General features: G+C 63.8%; 17 protein-coding genes. 4 read left to right on the top strand and 13 right to left on the bottom strand.

The window, feature by feature from the left end:
* Nucleotides 1-155 precede the first annotated feature (155 nt).
* The 3 genes from ABS642_RS21350 to ABS642_RS21340 all read left to right on the top strand — a co-directional run bounded on the left by ABS642_RS21350 (nt 156) and on the right by ABS642_RS21340 (nt 2,052).
* Nucleotides 156-407, top strand: a complete 252-nt coding sequence (locus tag ABS642_RS21350; RefSeq protein WP_350351675.1) for a ferredoxin — start codon at nt 156-158, stop codon at nt 405-407.
* Entirely contained in the window at nt 404-850 is a 447-nt protein-coding gene (locus tag ABS642_RS21345) for an HtaA domain-containing protein (protein ID WP_350351674.1), read from the top strand. Before ABS642_RS21350 ends, ABS642_RS21345 begins: the two co-directional genes overlap by 4 nt.
* Before the next feature lie 335 nt (nt 851-1,185).
* Nucleotides 1,186-2,052: a cytochrome P450 gene (locus ABS642_RS21340; protein ID WP_350351673.1), complete on the top strand. Its 867-nt coding sequence runs from the start codon at nt 1,186-1,188 to the stop codon at nt 2,050-2,052.
* Between the two features lie 55 nt (nt 2,053-2,107).
* On the opposite strand, the gene ABS642_RS21335 is transcribed toward ABS642_RS21340, so the two are convergent.
* The 12 genes from ABS642_RS21335 to ABS642_RS21280 form a co-directional block, all read right to left on the bottom strand.
* Nucleotides 2,108-3,403 carry a hypothetical protein gene (locus ABS642_RS21335; RefSeq protein WP_350351672.1) on the bottom strand — a complete coding sequence of 432 codons (1,296 nt, stop codon included), beginning with the start codon at nt 3,401-3,403 and terminating at the stop codon, nt 2,108-2,110.
* A 41-nt stretch (nt 3,404-3,444) separates the two neighbouring features.
* Entirely contained in the window at nt 3,445-4,794 is a 1,350-nt protein-coding gene (locus tag ABS642_RS21330) for an LLM class flavin-dependent oxidoreductase (protein WP_350351671.1), read from the bottom strand.
* A gap of 75 nt (nt 4,795-4,869) precedes the next feature.
* Entirely contained in the window at nt 4,870-5,685 is an 816-nt protein-coding gene (locus ABS642_RS21325) for an alpha/beta hydrolase (protein ID WP_350351670.1), read from the bottom strand.
* A gap of 9 nt (nt 5,686-5,694) precedes the next feature.
* Nucleotides 5,695-6,525, bottom strand: coding sequence for an alpha/beta fold hydrolase (locus tag ABS642_RS21320; protein ID WP_350351669.1), 831 nt, complete (start codon nt 6,523-6,525; stop codon nt 5,695-5,697).
* A 112-nt stretch (nt 6,526-6,637) separates the two neighbouring features.
* On the bottom strand, nt 6,638-7,489 hold the full coding sequence (locus ABS642_RS21315) for a MoaF C-terminal domain-containing protein (RefSeq protein WP_350351668.1): 852 nt from the start codon (nt 7,487-7,489) through the stop codon (nt 6,638-6,640).
* Complete coding sequence (gene purU, locus ABS642_RS21310; RefSeq protein WP_350351667.1) at nt 7,486-8,388, bottom strand: formyltetrahydrofolate deformylase; 903 nt, start codon at nt 8,386-8,388, stop codon at nt 7,486-7,488. The genes ABS642_RS21315 and purU overlap by 4 nt, the downstream gene beginning before the upstream one ends.
* A 16-nt stretch (nt 8,389-8,404) precedes the next feature.
* On the bottom strand, nt 8,405-9,277 hold the full coding sequence (gene folD, locus ABS642_RS21305) for a bifunctional methylenetetrahydrofolate dehydrogenase/methenyltetrahydrofolate cyclohydrolase FolD (RefSeq protein WP_350351666.1): 873 nt from the start codon (nt 9,275-9,277) through the stop codon (nt 8,405-8,407).
* Between the two features lie 33 nt (nt 9,278-9,310).
* Nucleotides 9,311-9,628: a hypothetical protein gene (locus ABS642_RS21300; RefSeq protein WP_350351665.1), complete on the bottom strand. Its 318-nt coding sequence runs from the start codon at nt 9,626-9,628 to the stop codon at nt 9,311-9,313.
* A gap of 13 nt (nt 9,629-9,641) precedes the next feature.
* Nucleotides 9,642-10,589 (bottom strand): fumarylacetoacetate hydrolase family protein, encoded by a 948-nt coding sequence (locus tag ABS642_RS21295; RefSeq protein ID WP_350351664.1) that lies wholly within the window; start codon nt 10,587-10,589, stop codon nt 9,642-9,644.
* A 24-nt stretch (nt 10,590-10,613) separates the two neighbouring features.
* Entirely contained in the window at nt 10,614-11,183 is a 570-nt protein-coding gene (locus ABS642_RS21290; RefSeq protein WP_350351663.1) for a VOC family protein, read from the bottom strand.
* Nucleotides 11,184-11,366: 183 nt separating this feature from the next.
* Complete coding sequence (locus ABS642_RS21285) at nt 11,367-12,065, bottom strand: helix-turn-helix domain-containing protein (RefSeq protein ID WP_350351662.1); 699 nt, start codon at nt 12,063-12,065, stop codon at nt 11,367-11,369.
* Complete coding sequence (locus ABS642_RS21280) at nt 12,062-12,799, bottom strand: helix-turn-helix domain-containing protein (protein WP_350351661.1); 738 nt, start codon at nt 12,797-12,799, stop codon at nt 12,062-12,064. Before ABS642_RS21280 ends, ABS642_RS21285 begins: the two co-directional genes overlap by 4 nt.
* Before the next feature lie 222 nt (nt 12,800-13,021).
* Here ABS642_RS21280 and ABS642_RS21275 point away from each other — a divergent pair, with 222 nt between their 5' ends.
* Entirely contained in the window at nt 13,022-14,227 is a 1,206-nt protein-coding gene (locus ABS642_RS21275; protein WP_350351660.1) for a flavin reductase, read from the top strand.
* A gap of 62 nt (nt 14,228-14,289) precedes the next feature.
* Here the strand turns inward: ABS642_RS21275 and ABS642_RS21270 are convergent, their stop codons facing one another.
* Complete coding sequence (locus tag ABS642_RS21270) at nt 14,290-15,159, bottom strand: methylenetetrahydrofolate reductase (RefSeq protein ID WP_350351659.1); 870 nt, start codon at nt 15,157-15,159, stop codon at nt 14,290-14,292.
* Nucleotides 15,160-15,182: the final 23 nt, after the last annotated feature.

Here is a 15,182-nt window from a genome sequence, read left to right as displayed (position 1 = left end):
AGCTTCAGCCGCAGATTGACCCACCACGAGGGGCGGGTGCGTGATCCCGCGCACCCGCCCCTCGTTGATCGAGAGAAAGCGACGCAATGGCAAACGTGACGTTCCTGGTCGACGGCGACCCCCGAACGATCGAGATCCCCGATGGAACGAGCCTCATGAAGGGCGCGGTGGGATCGAACGTACCGGGCATCATCGGGCAGTGCGGAGGCAACGCGATGTGTGCGACCTGTCACGTCTACACCTCGCCGGATGATGCAACACGACTTCCCGAGGTCAGCGAGGACGAGGACGAGATGCTCGATTCGACCGCCGGAGAACGACGCGAGGGCAGCCGGCTCAGCTGTCAGCTCGTCAGCTGCTCGGCGCTCGAAGGGCTGACGGTCATCGTTCCGGAGGAACAGTTGTGAGACGGCTGGGCTGGGGAGTGAAGGCGAGTCTGCGGCACTACGTCGAGGACTCGTCCTCGGGGCACATCGAGAGCCGCGACGGTGCAGAGCGTGACGGCCGTTCAGTCTTCTGGTTTCCTTCCGTCGATGCAGTCGACGACGCCGACTCGCGGATCGATGTCCTTCGATTCGCCGGTTCGGTGGAGTTCGTAGGACACCACGGGATGCTGTCGCTTCCTATCAGGGACCCGTGGTTGGAGAGTCGACGATCAGGTTACGTCCTCTCGATCGTCGACCCCGACGACCGGGCCGCGCGGGTCGATTTCGTGACCGTCGGCCACATCGGCACCGGTCCGACCGGGATCATCGGCGGGCGGGTCGCGCTCACTGCGGACGGCGCCGACCTGATCCTCGGTCCCTACGAAGAGGGAACAGAGTTCGACGATCTGGAGGTCGAGTCATGACCCGGGGCACGCTCGACGAAGAGCTTCAGACGATCACGGTCGGTCAGCTCGAGGATGATCCCTACCCGCTGTACGAGAGGCTCCACGCCCAGGCGCCGGTAGCGTTCATCCCTGCAGCCGGCGGATGGACGGCGACCGGCTACGAAGCCGTCCGACGCGTACACGAGGATGTGGAGAGTTTCATGCCGGCTTTGCCGGCCGAACCGTTGGAATGCCTCGGAGAGCACAACATCCTCAGCCTCGAGGGCCCCCGCCACCGCAGATACCGGAAGGCTCTCCACGCTGCGCTCTCGCGGCCCGCGATCGACGGCTACGCGGATCGGGTGATCGGAGAGGTGATCGACGAGCGCCTGCGTCTTCTCGACGAGCGTCAGCACGTCGATCTCGTCGCCGACTTCTTCGAGCCTGTCTCCGTGCTCAGCGTCGGCCGGGTGATCGGAGTGCCTGAACTGGATGCGGCGACTCTGCAGCATTGGTTCCGCGGCATAATCCTCGGTTCGTCCAACGTGACGATGGATATGGATATCGCCGTCGAGGCGAACGCGGTCAGCCGAGAAATCGATGAGTACATGTTCGACGTCTTCGCGCGGGTGGAGAAGAACCCCGACGATTCGATCGTCAGCCATCTTCTCCAGGGCGCAGCCGGCGACACGCTCGTCGAACGTGTGCGCGACATCACTCCCACGCTGAAAGTCGTCATCGGTGGTGGCCTGCAGGAGCCCGGCCACGGAGCGAGCACGCTCGCGGCTGCGCTGCTCGCCGACGACGGTGCCCGTGCGGACTTCAACACGGATCCCGCGGGGCTCATCAAGCCTGCGATCGAGGAGGCGATCCGATGGGTCTCGCCTATACAGGTGAATATCCGCCGCACTCGGATCGATACGGAACTCGAGGGCGTCACTCTCCCGGCAGGAACCTATGTGAATGCCGCCGTCGGCGCCGCGAACCGCTCGGTGTCGGTCTTCGGCGATGACGCCGCCGAGTTCGATCTGCGTAGAGCCGTGCGGCCCCATCTGGCGTTCGGCACCGGTATGCATTTCTGCGCCGGAAACTATTTCGGCCGTGCGGCTATCAGTCGATCGATCCGGGGCCTCTTCGAGAGGTTCCCCGAGATGCGGCTGGATGAATCGGACGGCCCGGTCCGCTTTCGCGGATTCGTGTTCCGCTCTCCAGCTGCTGTGCGAGTCCAGCTTCGCGGGTAGGTCCGCGTTGAGGGCTTCGCATACGGGAGGATGCGGAGCCCTCAATGCGTGTTCCTCAGAGCGTATGCAGATCCACGCGTGCGCGGTTCTCCTTGTAGGGCGCCGGTGCGATCGTGGCACGGATCTCGCGTTGCGGCGTGCCGGGGTTCCCCCAGATCACCGTGACCTCGTCGCCGATCGCGAAGTGCTCGACGTCGATGACCGCGAGGGAGATCATCTCCCGGAAGTAAGCGCTGTAGCCGCGGGAACTCGTGACGCCGACCAGTTCTCCGTTCTTCAACACCTGATCGGCATACACATATCCGCGGGGCTCCTGTGGCAACTCCATGAAGTCGGGCATCGGCTCGCCCTTGCGGAAGAGGGATGCGTACACATCCACCACGTCATCTGCGTTCCAGACCAACGTCGCGCCTGTGCGTCGCGGATCCGCGAGCTCGGCCCGTAGCGCCTCCGCGCCGGCGAAGTCGTGATCGAAGTTGATCCGATTGCCCCATCCGAACTCGACCGGGCTGCGGTACCAGTCTGCGACATCATCTGACTCGAAGCTGCCGGCGATACGGTAGTAGAGGTCGAGCCATCCCTGCTCTTCGAGTTCGGCGACATAGCCCTTTGCGCGTTCGTCCGAGTAGATGGCGGGAAGATAGTCGAGACCCTGAGTGGGATAATAGGCCTCGAGGTGGTTGATCATCGCGGTGCGCCCGCCGAGTTGGCGGATGCCGTATTCCTCGCCCACTTTGAGAAGGGTTCCCCATACGCGCTCGGCATGCTCCTTCGGATACTGCAGCTCGAAGCCCACCTCGCCAGTCATGCCTTGACGAAGGGCCACCACTTCGACCCCGTCGATCACGACGTTCACCGACCGCATGAACTTCACGTCCCGGAGACTGTGGCCGACCGCTTTCTCGAGGATGTGCAGAGATCTGGGCCCCTGGAGATGGTGCTTGGCCAGGTCGACCCACTCCGCTTCCACGTCGTAGTCGCCGTTGCGGCGGATGTAGTCCACCCACGAGGTGCTGAAGGAGATGTACTCGTCTTCGCTCGAGCGGCTCAGGATGGCGTCGTCGATGATCTTGCCGTTCTCATCGCACTGGATGATGTGCTTGGACTGGCCAACGGCGAAGTTCTTCATCGTGTTCACGGAGGTGTCAGAGAAGAGACGGAGGACGTCCGGTCCTCGGAACTTGAGCGTGGGGAGGAAGGACCAGTCCCCGAGGTAGGCGGTCTGCTTCCACGAGAGGCTCTCGTCGATCCAGTCCGTGTACTGCGGAGGCCCCCAGGACTCGCCGACGGTCGACGTCAAGGGACGCCGTCGAAGATCGGCGACGGTCGCGGCTGAAGATGTTGCGGACATCACACTCTCTGCTTTCTCGAGGAGGGAATCGATCGACCGGTTCAGCGAGGCCACACCGGGGGCACACCGTCGACCGGCTTCCGCAGGTCGTCCACGTGCCAATGGTGCACGTTGTAGAGGTCGTCGCCGACCTTTGCGATCGCATCCCGCGGCACTCCGGGCCAACGCGCGCCCGCTTCGGAGAGCGTGGCGTATCCCGGCTGACGCTCCTCGTCGTCCCAGACCGGCCGTCCGCCCTCGGGACGGAACTTCGGCATGACCTCGCGAGCGAACAGCTCCATCGACTTGCGTACCATCCACTCGGGCGAGCCGCCGCCGTCACCGATGATGATCATCTGCCCGACGCCACTCTCCTGACGCAACTCCTCGAGCTTCCTCGCCACCGTCTCGGGCGACCCCACGACCGCGACACCTTGGTCCATCATGTCGTCATAGGTCATGTCTTCGGGCTTAAAGGCGAAGCCACCCTTGAGCAGCCCTTGCAGAGACTGCCACGATGTGGCCCCGGGCGGGAACGAGTCCTCGAAGTTGCCGCGGAGGACGCTCTGGTAGAACCACAGCAGACCCGCCTCGTACTCCTTGCGCGCCTGCGCGTCGGACTCGGCGACGTAGACGTTCACGCACGCGGCGAGCTGGCTGGGCGGCGGCGTGTAGCCGAATTCCTCTTCAGCGATCTTCTTGAATTGATCGATGTATCGGATGATCCCCTTCTTGCTGCTCAAGAAGGTGACGTAGGTGTGACGACCGCGCGCGGCCTCGACCTGCGACTCGCGAGACCCGGACGCGGGGAGCCACGTCTCGATCTGGTGGAGCGGCTTCGGCCACAGGTTGACGTACGGCAGGTTGAAGAACTCACCTCGGTGCTCGAACGGCCCCGGTTCGTTGAGAGCGCGGCTGATCAGCCTGATCGACTCATGGTGACGCCGCCGCGCGGTCGTCGGATTGGCCCCGGTCTGGTAGTACACGGGCCCCGTGCCCATCGGGAACGCCACGAAGATGCGGCCGCCCGACAGGACGTCGAGCATCGCGAGCTCCTCTGCGAGCTTGATGGGGGTCGCGTACGTGGTCGACGTCGGGCCGAGCGCACCGATCGGCATTCGGGATGTCTTCGCCAGCAGCCAGGACGCGATGATCATGGAGCTCGGATAGATGGCGGGTACCCGCTGCTCCATCGTCACCGCAGAGTCGAAGCCGAGCAGCTCGCCGGATGCGAGGTTCGACACATACCTGCGCATCTGATCCTGGGCGAGCATCGGACTGCTGAACTCCTCGTTCGGCAGGTCGATGTAGTTCGTATCACGCTTGCCTTCCAGCATGTGCGGCATGTAGCCGTCGTTGCCGTTCATGAAGAGGTGGAAACGAAGCGTGCGTTCTTTCTTGTAGTGGCTCATGGTGACCTCCGAGTGACGAGCCGCACTGGGGGCCCGAACTTGTGGATGGAAAGGCGAGTGTTCGTTCGCGACGGATCAGGATTCGGTCGCGGTGAGGGTGGTGACGGCGTGAGCGATCTTCTCCGGCTCCTGGATGACGACCATGTGCTGGCTTCTTCTTCCGTCGCCGGAGATGGTGACGGAGCTCGCGACGGTCGGAAGGAGTTCCGCGAATCGTCGCGCCACCGAGGGGCCGATCAACGCATCCTCGTCGGGCACGAGCACCTGAGCCGGCGACTTCACTCGCTGAAGCCGGTGCTCCAGCGCGAGGCTGTATCGAGGATTCCACGCCACCCGGGCGATGCCGATACGCTCGCGGTAGTCGGTGAGCACCCTGTTGGCGCCATCCTCGTCGGCATCGATGATCGGCGCCCATTCGGACCTGTCGGCTCCCAGCGCGGCGTCGAGCCACTTCTCGCGATCGAGGCGGAACGAGTCCACCATCGGTTCGTCTTCGTCGGGGAGCATTCCGGTAGGGGCGACCAACGTGAGCGACGTCACCCGCTCGGGATAGACCGCCGCGAACTCGGCGGCTATCCAGCCACCGAACCCATGTCCCACGACGTGCGCATCCTTCAAGCCCAGGGCGTCCAGGAATTCCGCGTAGTGGACGACGAGGTCGGTGAATGTCATCAGGCCGTCCGGGATGTCCGTCCCGCCGAAGCTGGGATGGTCGGGCACGATGACGTCGAATCGAGACGCGAGCGAGTCGAAGAGCGGGATCCAGCGTCCCGAGTAGCCCTGATCCCCGAGGTAGATCAACGGCTCTCCCGCTCCCACACGCCTGTAGGTCGTCGCAAGCCCGAGAACGTCGATGGTCGAGGATGGCGTGAACACGGTGGTGTCAGTCATGATGGGTCATCAACCCTTCGCTCGCTGCGAGAGTGCGACGATCGCGCCCACGTACTTCTCTGTCTCCTGCTCGGTCAGCATGTGGCCTGTCGATGCGCTGGCCCCCGAGATGGTGACGATCGGCGCATCTGCCCAGCGCGACCAGTCGGCACCGGTGGTCTCGCCGATCACCTGGTCGCGATCGGGCAGCAGGATCTGGCGGGGCGCGGTGATGCGGGACAGTCGACGGTAGAGACCCGGTGCCGGATCGAACTTCCACGCACTCGGATCGGAGAACTCGTCGTCCGGCTCATCGACGAACAGCCCCAGGTCCTCCGGCGGATCGTACTCGGAATACTGCTCGAAGGATTCGTTGAACAGGAGCTCCATGAGGTTCGGGGGCGCTTCTCCTTCATGGCTGCCCTCCTCAGAGGAAGGACGCACTACCGGCAGAGGCAGAGGCGCGACGAGCGTCAGGCTGAGAATGCGCTCCGGATACGTCGCCGCGAAAGCCGCGCCGAACAGTCCTCCGAATGAATGCCCCACCAGGTGCGCTCGGGAGACGCCGAGGGCATCGAGCACATCGGCGTAGTGCGCCACCGAGTCGTCCAGCGATCGGTACCAGGCAGGCCGCGGAGTCCGGCCGAATCCGGGATGTTGCGGCGCGATGACGTCGAAGTGCTCAGCCATCAGCGCATGCGACTTGAGCCAGCTGTTCGCGAGCCCCATCCCGTGGAGGAAGACCAAAGGCTCCCCGGTTCCGGAACGACGATAGGCCGTCTTCAGCCCGTTCACGGTGATGTACTCAGGCTCGGAGAGGCCCTGAATATCGACACTTTGAGTACTTGCTTCAATGCTCATCTTCAACCCTTTCGGATCGTCGGGCTACTTACCTTCCAAAAGGTACAGTAGCGATGGGTGGAGCACAACGATTCTTCGATTTTCGAACTCGAGAGTTCGAATGCCTTCGACGTCAGTGCGGAAATGTGGGGTACTCAGTCCGATTCAGGAGGTGACCGACCGCGCCGAACTGATGATGCAGGATCGAGCCGTCGTGACGATCCAGCCCGAACATGCGCCCGTAGGTGCGCATCGCCTTGAGATCGACGAACATCGCGGTCTCGACGACGAAGACGTTCTCCGTCCAGTAGAAGAAGAACAAGCCGTCTGCGATCTCGTAGGCCCTGGTCCTGTCGAGTTCCGTAAGCCCCTTCTCTACTCCCGAGACGCACTGCCACGCGAAATTGCTCCCATTGAGGTACACGTGGTCGTAATGATCGGTACTGCTGTAAAGCCAGTAGACGCGATGGCCGGCCATCCCCGCACTGCGCGGATGAGGTCGCAGATCGGTGCCTCGGAAGGCCCAGGATTCGTGATCCGTCCGCGCGCGCAACAGGGCGCCGTGCGCATCGTGATCCGCGATCACGATGCCGGAGACGGCGATCATCATCTGGCCCGCGTTGAGGTCGAGAGCCCAACTGACCGACCGCGGCCGATCCTCCACAGCGCCATCCATCGGCCAGGCGTCGTGAAGCAGGTCGACGAGATAGATCCCCTCTCGCACTCGAGTGGCGTCGTAGCGACTTTCGGACGAGAGACCCTCAGGAGAGAACGTGAGATGCACTGTGTGGGCATCGACGAAGTTCGCGACGATGTTCCGGCCGCCAGCATCGACGAGATCGAGCTGCACCCCGACGAGGTCATCGACGAAAGCGGGACGATACGCCACTTGACCGTCTGTGAACGCGTCGAGAGGAGGGAGATCTGCCAAGGTGCGCCACTCTTCGAGCGTGCCCTCCGAACTGTACGGCCGGACCGCGCTCATGCGAACACGATCGTATGATTCGCGAATCGGATGACCCGATCCTCGCTGTGCCACCTCACCGCACGCGAGAGCACGCTGCGCTCGACGTCGGCTCCGCGGCGCTGCAGATCGGCGACCGTCTCGGAGTGCGTCACTCGCACGACGTCCTGCTCGATGATGGGACCCTCGTCCAAGTCGGGCGTGACGTAGTGCGCTGTCGCTCCGATCAGCTTGACGCCGCGTTCCTTGGCTTTCGCATAAGGCCCGGCGCCGATGAAGGCGGGGAGGAACGAATGGTGGATGTTGATGATCGGAACGCCTACTTCGTTGATGAAATCCTCGGAGATGATCTGCATGTAACGAGCGAGCACCACGAGGTCGACGTTTCCCCGCAGCAGACGGAGGTTCTCCGCCTCGGCGGCCGACTTGTCCGGACCTTGCGACGGGACGTGATGGAAAGGGATACCGAATCCCTCGACATCACGCTGGGTGTCGGTGTGGTTGGAGATGACCATCGTGATCTCGATCGGCAACTCACCTCGCCGTTGCCGCCATAACAGGTCGAGGAGGCAGTGGTCCGACTTCGATGCGAACACCGCGACGCGCAACGGGGTCGAGAGGTCACGGAGCGTGAACTCGAGCCCGAGATCTTCGGTGAGCGCCGAGAAGAGGTGCTTCTCCAACTCGGGCATCACCCCCATGTCGTCGAAATGCACGATCGTGCGCTGAAAGAAGTGACCGCCTTCCGGGTCATCGGAGTACTGGTCGAGGGAGACGATATTGCCACCGTGCGCGCTCAGAACCGCGGTGACAGCGGCCACGATGCCTGAACGGTCGCGACCGTGAATGATCAGGGAGGCCCGGTTGGCGGGAGTGATCTCTCCGGCCACAGGCCTCAGGAGTGTGTCGGTCGCGGTCATTTCATGTCCTTCTCGTTCAGGGATTCGTGCGTCGGATGTGGGACTGGTCGGCGGCCTCGGCCGCTCGGAGCGTGTTGCGGAGGAGCATCGCGATGGTCATGGGCCCCACGCCCCCTGGAACCGGGGTGATCTGCGACGCTCGAATCTCAGCCGCCGCGAAGTCGACGTCACCGACGAGGCCGGTACCGGTGCGGTGGATCCCCACATCGATCACCACCGCACCCTCGGCGATGTGTTCCGCTCCGATCAGCTCCGGGACACCCGCGGCCGCCACGAGGATCTCCGCCTCGCGCGTCACCGCTGCGAGATCGACGGTTCGGGAGTGCGCGATCGTCACCGTGGCATCGCGTTGCACGAAGAGCTGCGCCAGTGGCCGACCGACGAGGGCCGAGCGACCCACGACGACGACGCGTTTGCCGCCGATCTCCACTCCGCTCTGATCGAGGATCTCGATGACCCCGAGCGGAGTGCACGGGCGCAGTCCCGGCTTGCCCGCGCTGAGTGCTCCCGCGCTCACCATCGTGAGTCCGTCGACGTCCTTCGCTGCCGGAATGCGATCGATGAGCGCGCCTGCATCGAGATGGTCAGGAAGCGGAAGCTGGAGGAGTATTCCGGACACACGATCGTCGGCGGCGAGTTCGTCGATGACCGCTGAGACCTGGTCTTGAGTCGCCGAGCCCGGAAGCTCCCGATGATGGTCGGTCATACCGGCGGCGACGCAAGCCTTTCGCTTGCTCGCCACGTAGACGCGCGAGGCAGCATCTGCTCCTACCAGGATGGTCGCGAGGCCCGGAGTTCGGCCCACGCGAGTGATGAGATCTGACACGCCGTCTGCGACCTCGGCTCGTACCGATGCAGCGATGGCAGACCCCGAGATGACTGTTGCCATGTTGGACTCCTTCACGACGGACGGTTCAGCGGGCTACGCGCTCGCCGCGTTCTCTATATGGGCGATGATCGAGCTCTGATCGGGCGAGATCCACTGCTTCGATCGGGCGAACGCGACCATCTCGTCGAACCCGTCCCGCCATTCCGAGGTGACCGCTCGAGGGCCGGCCTGAGACAGCACGAACCGGATCGCGACCTCGGCCCGTCCCTCAGTCACCCGACCTGCACTCGCTCCTCGGAGGAGTGAATCGATCTGCTCGAGCGACCGCCCCCCGGCGTCGACCGAGAATGCGTCGAACACGCCGATCTCACTGACTTCGGCGGTGCCGTCCGAGCCGAAGTTCACTCGCATCGCTCTGACCGCCTCAACGGACTTCGGCGATCACGGGATTCCTCAGAGTGCCGAGACCCTCGACGGTCACCTCGATGACGTCACCGGCGCGGAGGAAGACGGGCGGGGTCCGCTTGAAGCCGACACCTGCGGGAGTGCCCATCGGGATGATGTCTCCCGGTTCGAGCGGGATGAACTCGGAGATGTGCTCGATGATCGTCGGGATGTCGAAGATGAATTCCTCGGTGCTCGCGTCCTGCATCACCTCGCCGTTCAGCCGGGTGACGATCCGTGCATCATGCGGATCGATGCCCTCGTCCACCAGTGTGATCGTCGGCCCGATCGGACCGGAGGCGAAGAAGTTCTTACCTCCCGTGTACTGCGTGACTCGGAACTGGTAGTCGCGCACGGACACATCGTTGAAGATCGTGTACCCGGCGACGTGAGCGAACGCGTCCGCCTGGGAGATGTGCTGCCCGCCGGTACCGATCACGACCGCGAGTTCACCTTCCCAGTCCACCTGATCCGAGACCGCCGGCACGACGACCGGAGCTCCGTCCGCGACTTGAGTCGCAGCGAATCGCGCAAACAGGATGGGGATCTCGGATATCGCAAGCCCCGCCTCGACGGCATGCTTTCCGAAGTTCCTCGCCACGCAGATGATCTTCGGCGGATTGGGGATGGGTACGAGCGTGGTGGTCTCGGACACGGACACGAGCAGACCTGCGCGCCTCGCCGCTTCGTCGTCCACAGCGTCGACGTACGCGACCGCCTCGGCAAGGGCATCGAGTGTCGTCTCGCCACCCCGGAAGAACGCGAGAGCATCCACCGGCAGGATCGCGTCGGCGAGTGCAGCCGAGTTCGGCTTTCCTGCAGCGGCGTAGGACGCCGCCAGTGCTCGATTCGCATCGATGTAGTCCTCTCCACGAAGAACTCCGAGTCGTTCGAGCCCGGCGTGGGAGTATCGCGCGATCTTGGTCATGTCGAAAATCCTGTTCGTCGAGGGTCAGAGCGCAGCGCGGCGACGCTGCTCGTCGATCGCCATCCGCTCGCGCTCAGCGGCGTACGCGGCGAAGTCGAAGTCAGCGAGTTCGATCTCCTGGATCGGCGCGTAAGGTCGCGGGATCCCGTCCCAACCGATTTGATCGATGTTCCAATAGAACTCCAGAAGGTTGCCGTCCGGATCGATCCCATAGAACCGCGGCTGATTGCCGGGCCCGCCGATGCGCGCGTTGACGATCGGAGCGCCCACTTCGACGAAGCGGTTGTAGAGCGCGACGAGATCGTCACTGGAATCCATCTCGAACGCGATGTGATGCAACCCCAGCGTGCGAGCGCCGGGAGCCTCTGCCGCATCGCGCAGCGTGAAGATCGACAGGCGGTGGTGAATGGTGTCCGCGTCGCCGCGCACGAATGCCCCGGCGAGCACAGCAGTGCCGTGACCGACCTCATCCGCGCCGTAGCGGAACATCTCTGTGAGTCGCATACCGAGGACCTCGGTGTAGAACGCGACAGACCGATCGATGTCCTCGACCGCGATTCCCACGTGCCCGAGGCGGGCTACCTTTCCACTCATCTGAACTCCGTTTGATCGAGGTAGTTGCCAATTATCGGACGCGCAACCACGTTATTTGATCAGCATAGATCGTTCACGTCTCATGGTCAAGAATCGGACTCCAGATGTCGATAATCGATCTAGACGAAAAAGCGGGGCCGCACCCGAAGGTACGGCCCCGCTGACATGGATACGGAGAGAAGATCAGACCATGAGGGATTCAATCCTCTTCGCCTGCCGCTTCAGGTCTGGGAGATAGCGAGTGAGGTCCCCTTCCCGGGGCGCAGGCACGAGGACCGCGATACTCGCCTCCACGCCCTCCGGCCCGAAGACGGGAACAGCGATGCCGCTCACGCCGTCCTGCAATTCGCTCGAGCTGATGGCGAACTTCACCCGCTCGATCTCCGACACCCGGTCGTGAATCCCCGGCCCTGCTCCATCCAGGATGCGCGCCTTCATCGATGCGGGCAGGAACGGGAGAATCGCCAGCCCACTCGCCGAGCGCAACATGGAGCTTCGGGAACCGACACCATGGCGCACCTGCAAGGCGATCTCGCTCGTCGGCACCGCCTCCACGAGCACGACGATGTCATCGCCGTCGACGATCTGAAGGACGACGGTCTCGGACACCTTGCGGCCCAGCGCGAGAAGAGACCGCTGAGATGCAGCCCTCAGTCGCGGCGCCACAGCATCGGCGAGTCGGCTCATCCGCGGCGCGAGGGCATACTCTCCACCCGTCTTGACGACGAAGCCCCGGGCCAGCAGCGTCATCAGGAGTCGCTGGACAACCGTGCGGTTGGCGGAGATCCGGCGCGAGAGCTGCTGCGGTGTCGCCGGCTCGCCGTCCCGCAGCTCCACGAGGATGTCGAGAGCTCTATCTGCAGTCTTCGAGATCTCCTTCATGCGCGACTCACCTGCGCCTCGGCACGCCGGGAGAAACTTCGCTCCGCCTCATAGTCTGCGCTGGTCGCCGTCGCGGCCTCTCGAAGCGCCACGACGTGATCATCGAGGTCGCTTGACCGAACAGTTGGTGCAACCACGGCGATCGACCCGACGACACCCTCGCGTTCGCTCATGATCGGTACCGCCAGACCCTCCATGTGCTCGCGCAGCTGACCGGATGTACGAGCGAAGCCCTGCGCGCGAATCGCCTCGACATCGATCTGACCGGCTGGGGATCCGAGTTTCCTCCGTCGGACCGTGTCCAGGTTCGCGAGGATGGACACTCCGCTCGCCCCCTGCCAGAGAGGGTGCCGGAACCCGACTTCATATTCGACCCGAACCGGACTGCTGTTTCCGCTCCGGCGCGCGATGACGACTGCCTCGTCGCCTTCCGGCACCGCGAGCACGATCATCTCTCCGGTCGATTGGGCGAGGTCCTTGAGATAAGGGCGAGCAGCGATCGCAAGCTGGTGCGGCAGCGACGCGGAGATCTCGATCAACGCGGGCCCCAGCGAGTATCTCGCGTCGCGCCCTCGAATCACGAACGCGCGATTGTGCAACGTCACGACGATCCTTTGAGCGACGCTGCGGCTCAGGTCGAGACTCACCGCGAGCTCTGAGATCGTCTGATCAGGTCTCTCTTCCAGCGCCAGCAATATCGACAACGCGTAGTCCGCTGTCTGGGCGGTTTCCATTGGTGCCCCTTCCGAACCGGGAATCTGCGGCTTACATCCATGGCTCGAACTGGCCGATTGAGGTTTACCTGAACCCGATTATCGGTCAGGATAGCAGGGGCCGCGAGGTACACGAGCGAGCCGCTCGGGTCGAAAATCCAAACCCTTCACTCATGTTCATTTAACGGTTTCTTGGGTACGATTATCGGACGATACGGGCTATGGCTCGAGGCAGGAGCAGCAATGTCATCCGAAGAAAATTCACCGGCAGGGGTCAGCAACAGCGTCGTCGACAACACCGATCGGGCCGACTGGTGGCGCACCGTGCTCGGGGAGTATCCCACCGGCGTCACCCTCGTCACCTCATTGGATGAAAGCGGCGCACCCGTCGCTATGGTGGTCGGAACGTTCTCGGCCGTCTCCCAGGACCCGCCCCTCGTGGGATTCATGCCCAATGGTGATTCGACGACCTTCCCGGCCATTCGAGCGCGCGGTCGGTTCGTCGCGAATGTCCTCGGCGCCAATCACGAGGCCGTGTGCCGAGCGTTCGCCAAGAAATCGCCCGATCGCTTCTCGAGCGCAGAGTGGGTCGAGACCGAGACAGGGATCCCGCGTCTCGAGAATGCTGTGGCGTGGTTCGACGCGTCGATCACGGACGTGCACGTCGCAGGAGACCACGACATCGTCGTTGCCTCCGTCAACGACTTCGGCGTCGGCGACGCTGACGCCGGTCTCCCACTGCTGTTCCTCCGGGGAGGCTACGGGTCGTTCACCGTCCCGTCGCTCACATTCGACGCCCACGGTTACGCACGCCAGCTGAAACTCGCCGACGCCGTTCGCGACGCCATCCGCGACGCTGCTGAGGAGCTCGACGCTGAACTGGTCGTCTGCGGTCTGTCGGGCGACAGTGTGGTCGTACTGCATGCGATGAACATCAAGTCCGGGGTCGCTGCACACGAACGGCCTGTCGGAGCATCCTTTCCGTTCGCCGCTCCGCTGGCACCTTCGTTCGCGGCGTGGGGCACGGAAGAGAGTGTCAAGACATGGATCGAGAACGCTCGGCACCTGACCGGCACTGTCGATCGGGCCGCACTCACCGAACTGCTCGAGCAGACGCGAGCCCGCGGGTTCGCCGTCACCCGTGGCGACGCGGTCATCGACGACTTCAACAGGGTGGTCTCTGATCCAGAGGCTCCTCGGTCCGAGCTCGCACGGGTATGGCAGCTCATCACGCAGCAGAACGACGGCGGTCCGGACGCGGGCATCCCCGCCGACGCCACCGCCATCCAGTTCCCGATCTTCGACGAATCGGGAACAGCCGCCCTCGTCGTTGCCGTCACGTCTTTCCGCTCTGCGATCGACGTACGCGGAGGCGAAGAATTCGCTGAACGTGTCCGCTCGCTCTCGCGCGACCTCACTGCGGCAGTCGGCGGGCGCAGCGCCCGGTGAAGAAGGGGTGGGAAGTGCGGTCGGCACTTCCCACCCCTCATACGAGGTGGATGCGAGAGCGGTCAGCGATGGACCGCGAGAGATTCCTCGACCCACCGCGAAGTCGCTTCGATGTCGCCGAACGTGTAAAAGTGAACGCGCAGGTCACCGTGGACCTCACGCGAGTACCCCTCGGTGATGTCGGCGAGGAAACGATCCGGTCCTGCGGTACCGAGCAGGTTGGTCAGGGAGAACCCGTACTTCTTGACGATCCCGGCACTGGAGGCGATCCCGAAACGAGATGCGAAGCGCACCAACCGTCTCACTCCCGCAGGCCCGGGGACACCGATGCGGATCGGTAGGTCGAAACCGCGTCGTCGCACCTCGGCGATCCAGTCCAGGACCCGATCCGCGTCGAAGCTGAACTGCGTGGTGATGCTGGTCGGTATTCCCTGTCGCTCGAGCGAGCGGATCTTATCTTCGAGGGCGTCCCACAGTTTCGCCGCCGAGATCGACGGGTGCCCCTCCGGGTAGCCGCTGATGCTGACATCCTCCACACCGTGGCCCGCGAACAAACCGGTATCGATGACCGCCAGCGCATCGGAGTACGGGCCGTGCGGTGCAGGAGGGTCTCCGGCGATCACGAAGACGCTGTGGGCTGCGTCGGCCTCCCCGAGGTCGCTCAGGAAATCTCGCAGCTCTGTCTCACTGTCGACGAGGCGCGCTGAGATGTGCGGAACGGGCGTGAAGCCGAGCCGGCGGGCGCTCGCGGCAGTCCCCACTCTCGAGGCTCGATCCTCGTTTCCCAGGTACGTGACGTTCACACGCGTTCCCTGCGGGATGTGATCGGCAGCGTCAGCCAGCTTCTCCTGCTCTTTGCCCGTTACTTCGAGGGAGAAGTCCTTGAGCAGCTCTGCCAACGTGAGCTGCGCCTCGGAGTGAGTGTCGGTCATGGTATGCGGTCCTCTCGTCCGAC

This window comes from Microbacterium sp. A8/3-1 (genome assembly GCF_040267695.1).
GTDB lineage: Bacteria > Actinomycetota > Actinomycetes > Actinomycetales > Microbacteriaceae > Microbacterium > Microbacterium luteolum.
This window is presented reverse-complemented; position numbering and strand designations above follow the sequence as displayed.

Bases quoted from the DNA above. Each gene is read 5' to 3' on its own strand.
- ABS642_RS21350 (WP_350351675.1), top strand. From the start codon at position 156: ATGAAGGGCGCGGTGGGATCGAACGTACCGGGCATCATCGGGCAGTGC.
- ABS642_RS21335 (WP_350351672.1), bottom strand. From the start codon at position 3,403: ATGTCCGCAACATCTTCAGCCGCGACCGTCGCCGATCTTCGACGGCGT.
- ABS642_RS21330 (WP_350351671.1), bottom strand. From the start codon at position 4,794: ATGAGCCACTACAAGAAAGAACGCACGCTTCGTTTCCACCTCTTCATG.
- ABS642_RS21325 (WP_350351670.1), bottom strand. From the start codon at position 5,685: ATGACTGACACCACCGTGTTCACGCCATCCTCGACCATCGACGTTCTC.
- ABS642_RS21320 (WP_350351669.1), bottom strand. From the start codon at position 6,525: ATGAGCATTGAAGCAAGTACTCAAAGTGTCGATATTCAGGGCCTCTCC.
- ABS642_RS21315 (WP_350351668.1), bottom strand. From the start codon at position 7,489: ATGAGCGCGGTCCGGCCGTACAGTTCGGAGGGCACGCTCGAAGAGTGG.
- purU (WP_350351667.1), bottom strand. From the start codon at position 8,388: ATGACCGCGACCGACACACTCCTGAGGCCTGTGGCCGGAGAGATCACT.
- folD (WP_350351666.1), bottom strand. From the start codon at position 9,277: ATGGCAACAGTCATCTCGGGGTCTGCCATCGCTGCATCGGTACGAGCC.
- ABS642_RS21300 (WP_350351665.1), bottom strand. From the start codon at position 9,628: ATGCGAGTGAACTTCGGCTCGGACGGCACCGCCGAAGTCAGTGAGATC.
- ABS642_RS21295 (WP_350351664.1), bottom strand. From the start codon at position 10,589: ATGACCAAGATCGCGCGATACTCCCACGCCGGGCTCGAACGACTCGGA.
- ABS642_RS21290 (WP_350351663.1), bottom strand. From the start codon at position 11,183: ATGAGTGGAAAGGTAGCCCGCCTCGGGCACGTGGGAATCGCGGTCGAG.
- ABS642_RS21285 (WP_350351662.1), bottom strand. From the start codon at position 12,065: ATGAAGGAGATCTCGAAGACTGCAGATAGAGCTCTCGACATCCTCGTG.
- ABS642_RS21280 (WP_350351661.1), bottom strand. From the start codon at position 12,799: ATGGAAACCGCCCAGACAGCGGACTACGCGTTGTCGATATTGCTGGCG.
- ABS642_RS21275 (WP_350351660.1), top strand. From the start codon at position 13,022: ATGTCATCCGAAGAAAATTCACCGGCAGGGGTCAGCAACAGCGTCGTC.
- ABS642_RS21270 (WP_350351659.1), bottom strand. From the start codon at position 15,159: ATGACCGACACTCACTCCGAGGCGCAGCTCACGTTGGCAGAGCTGCTC.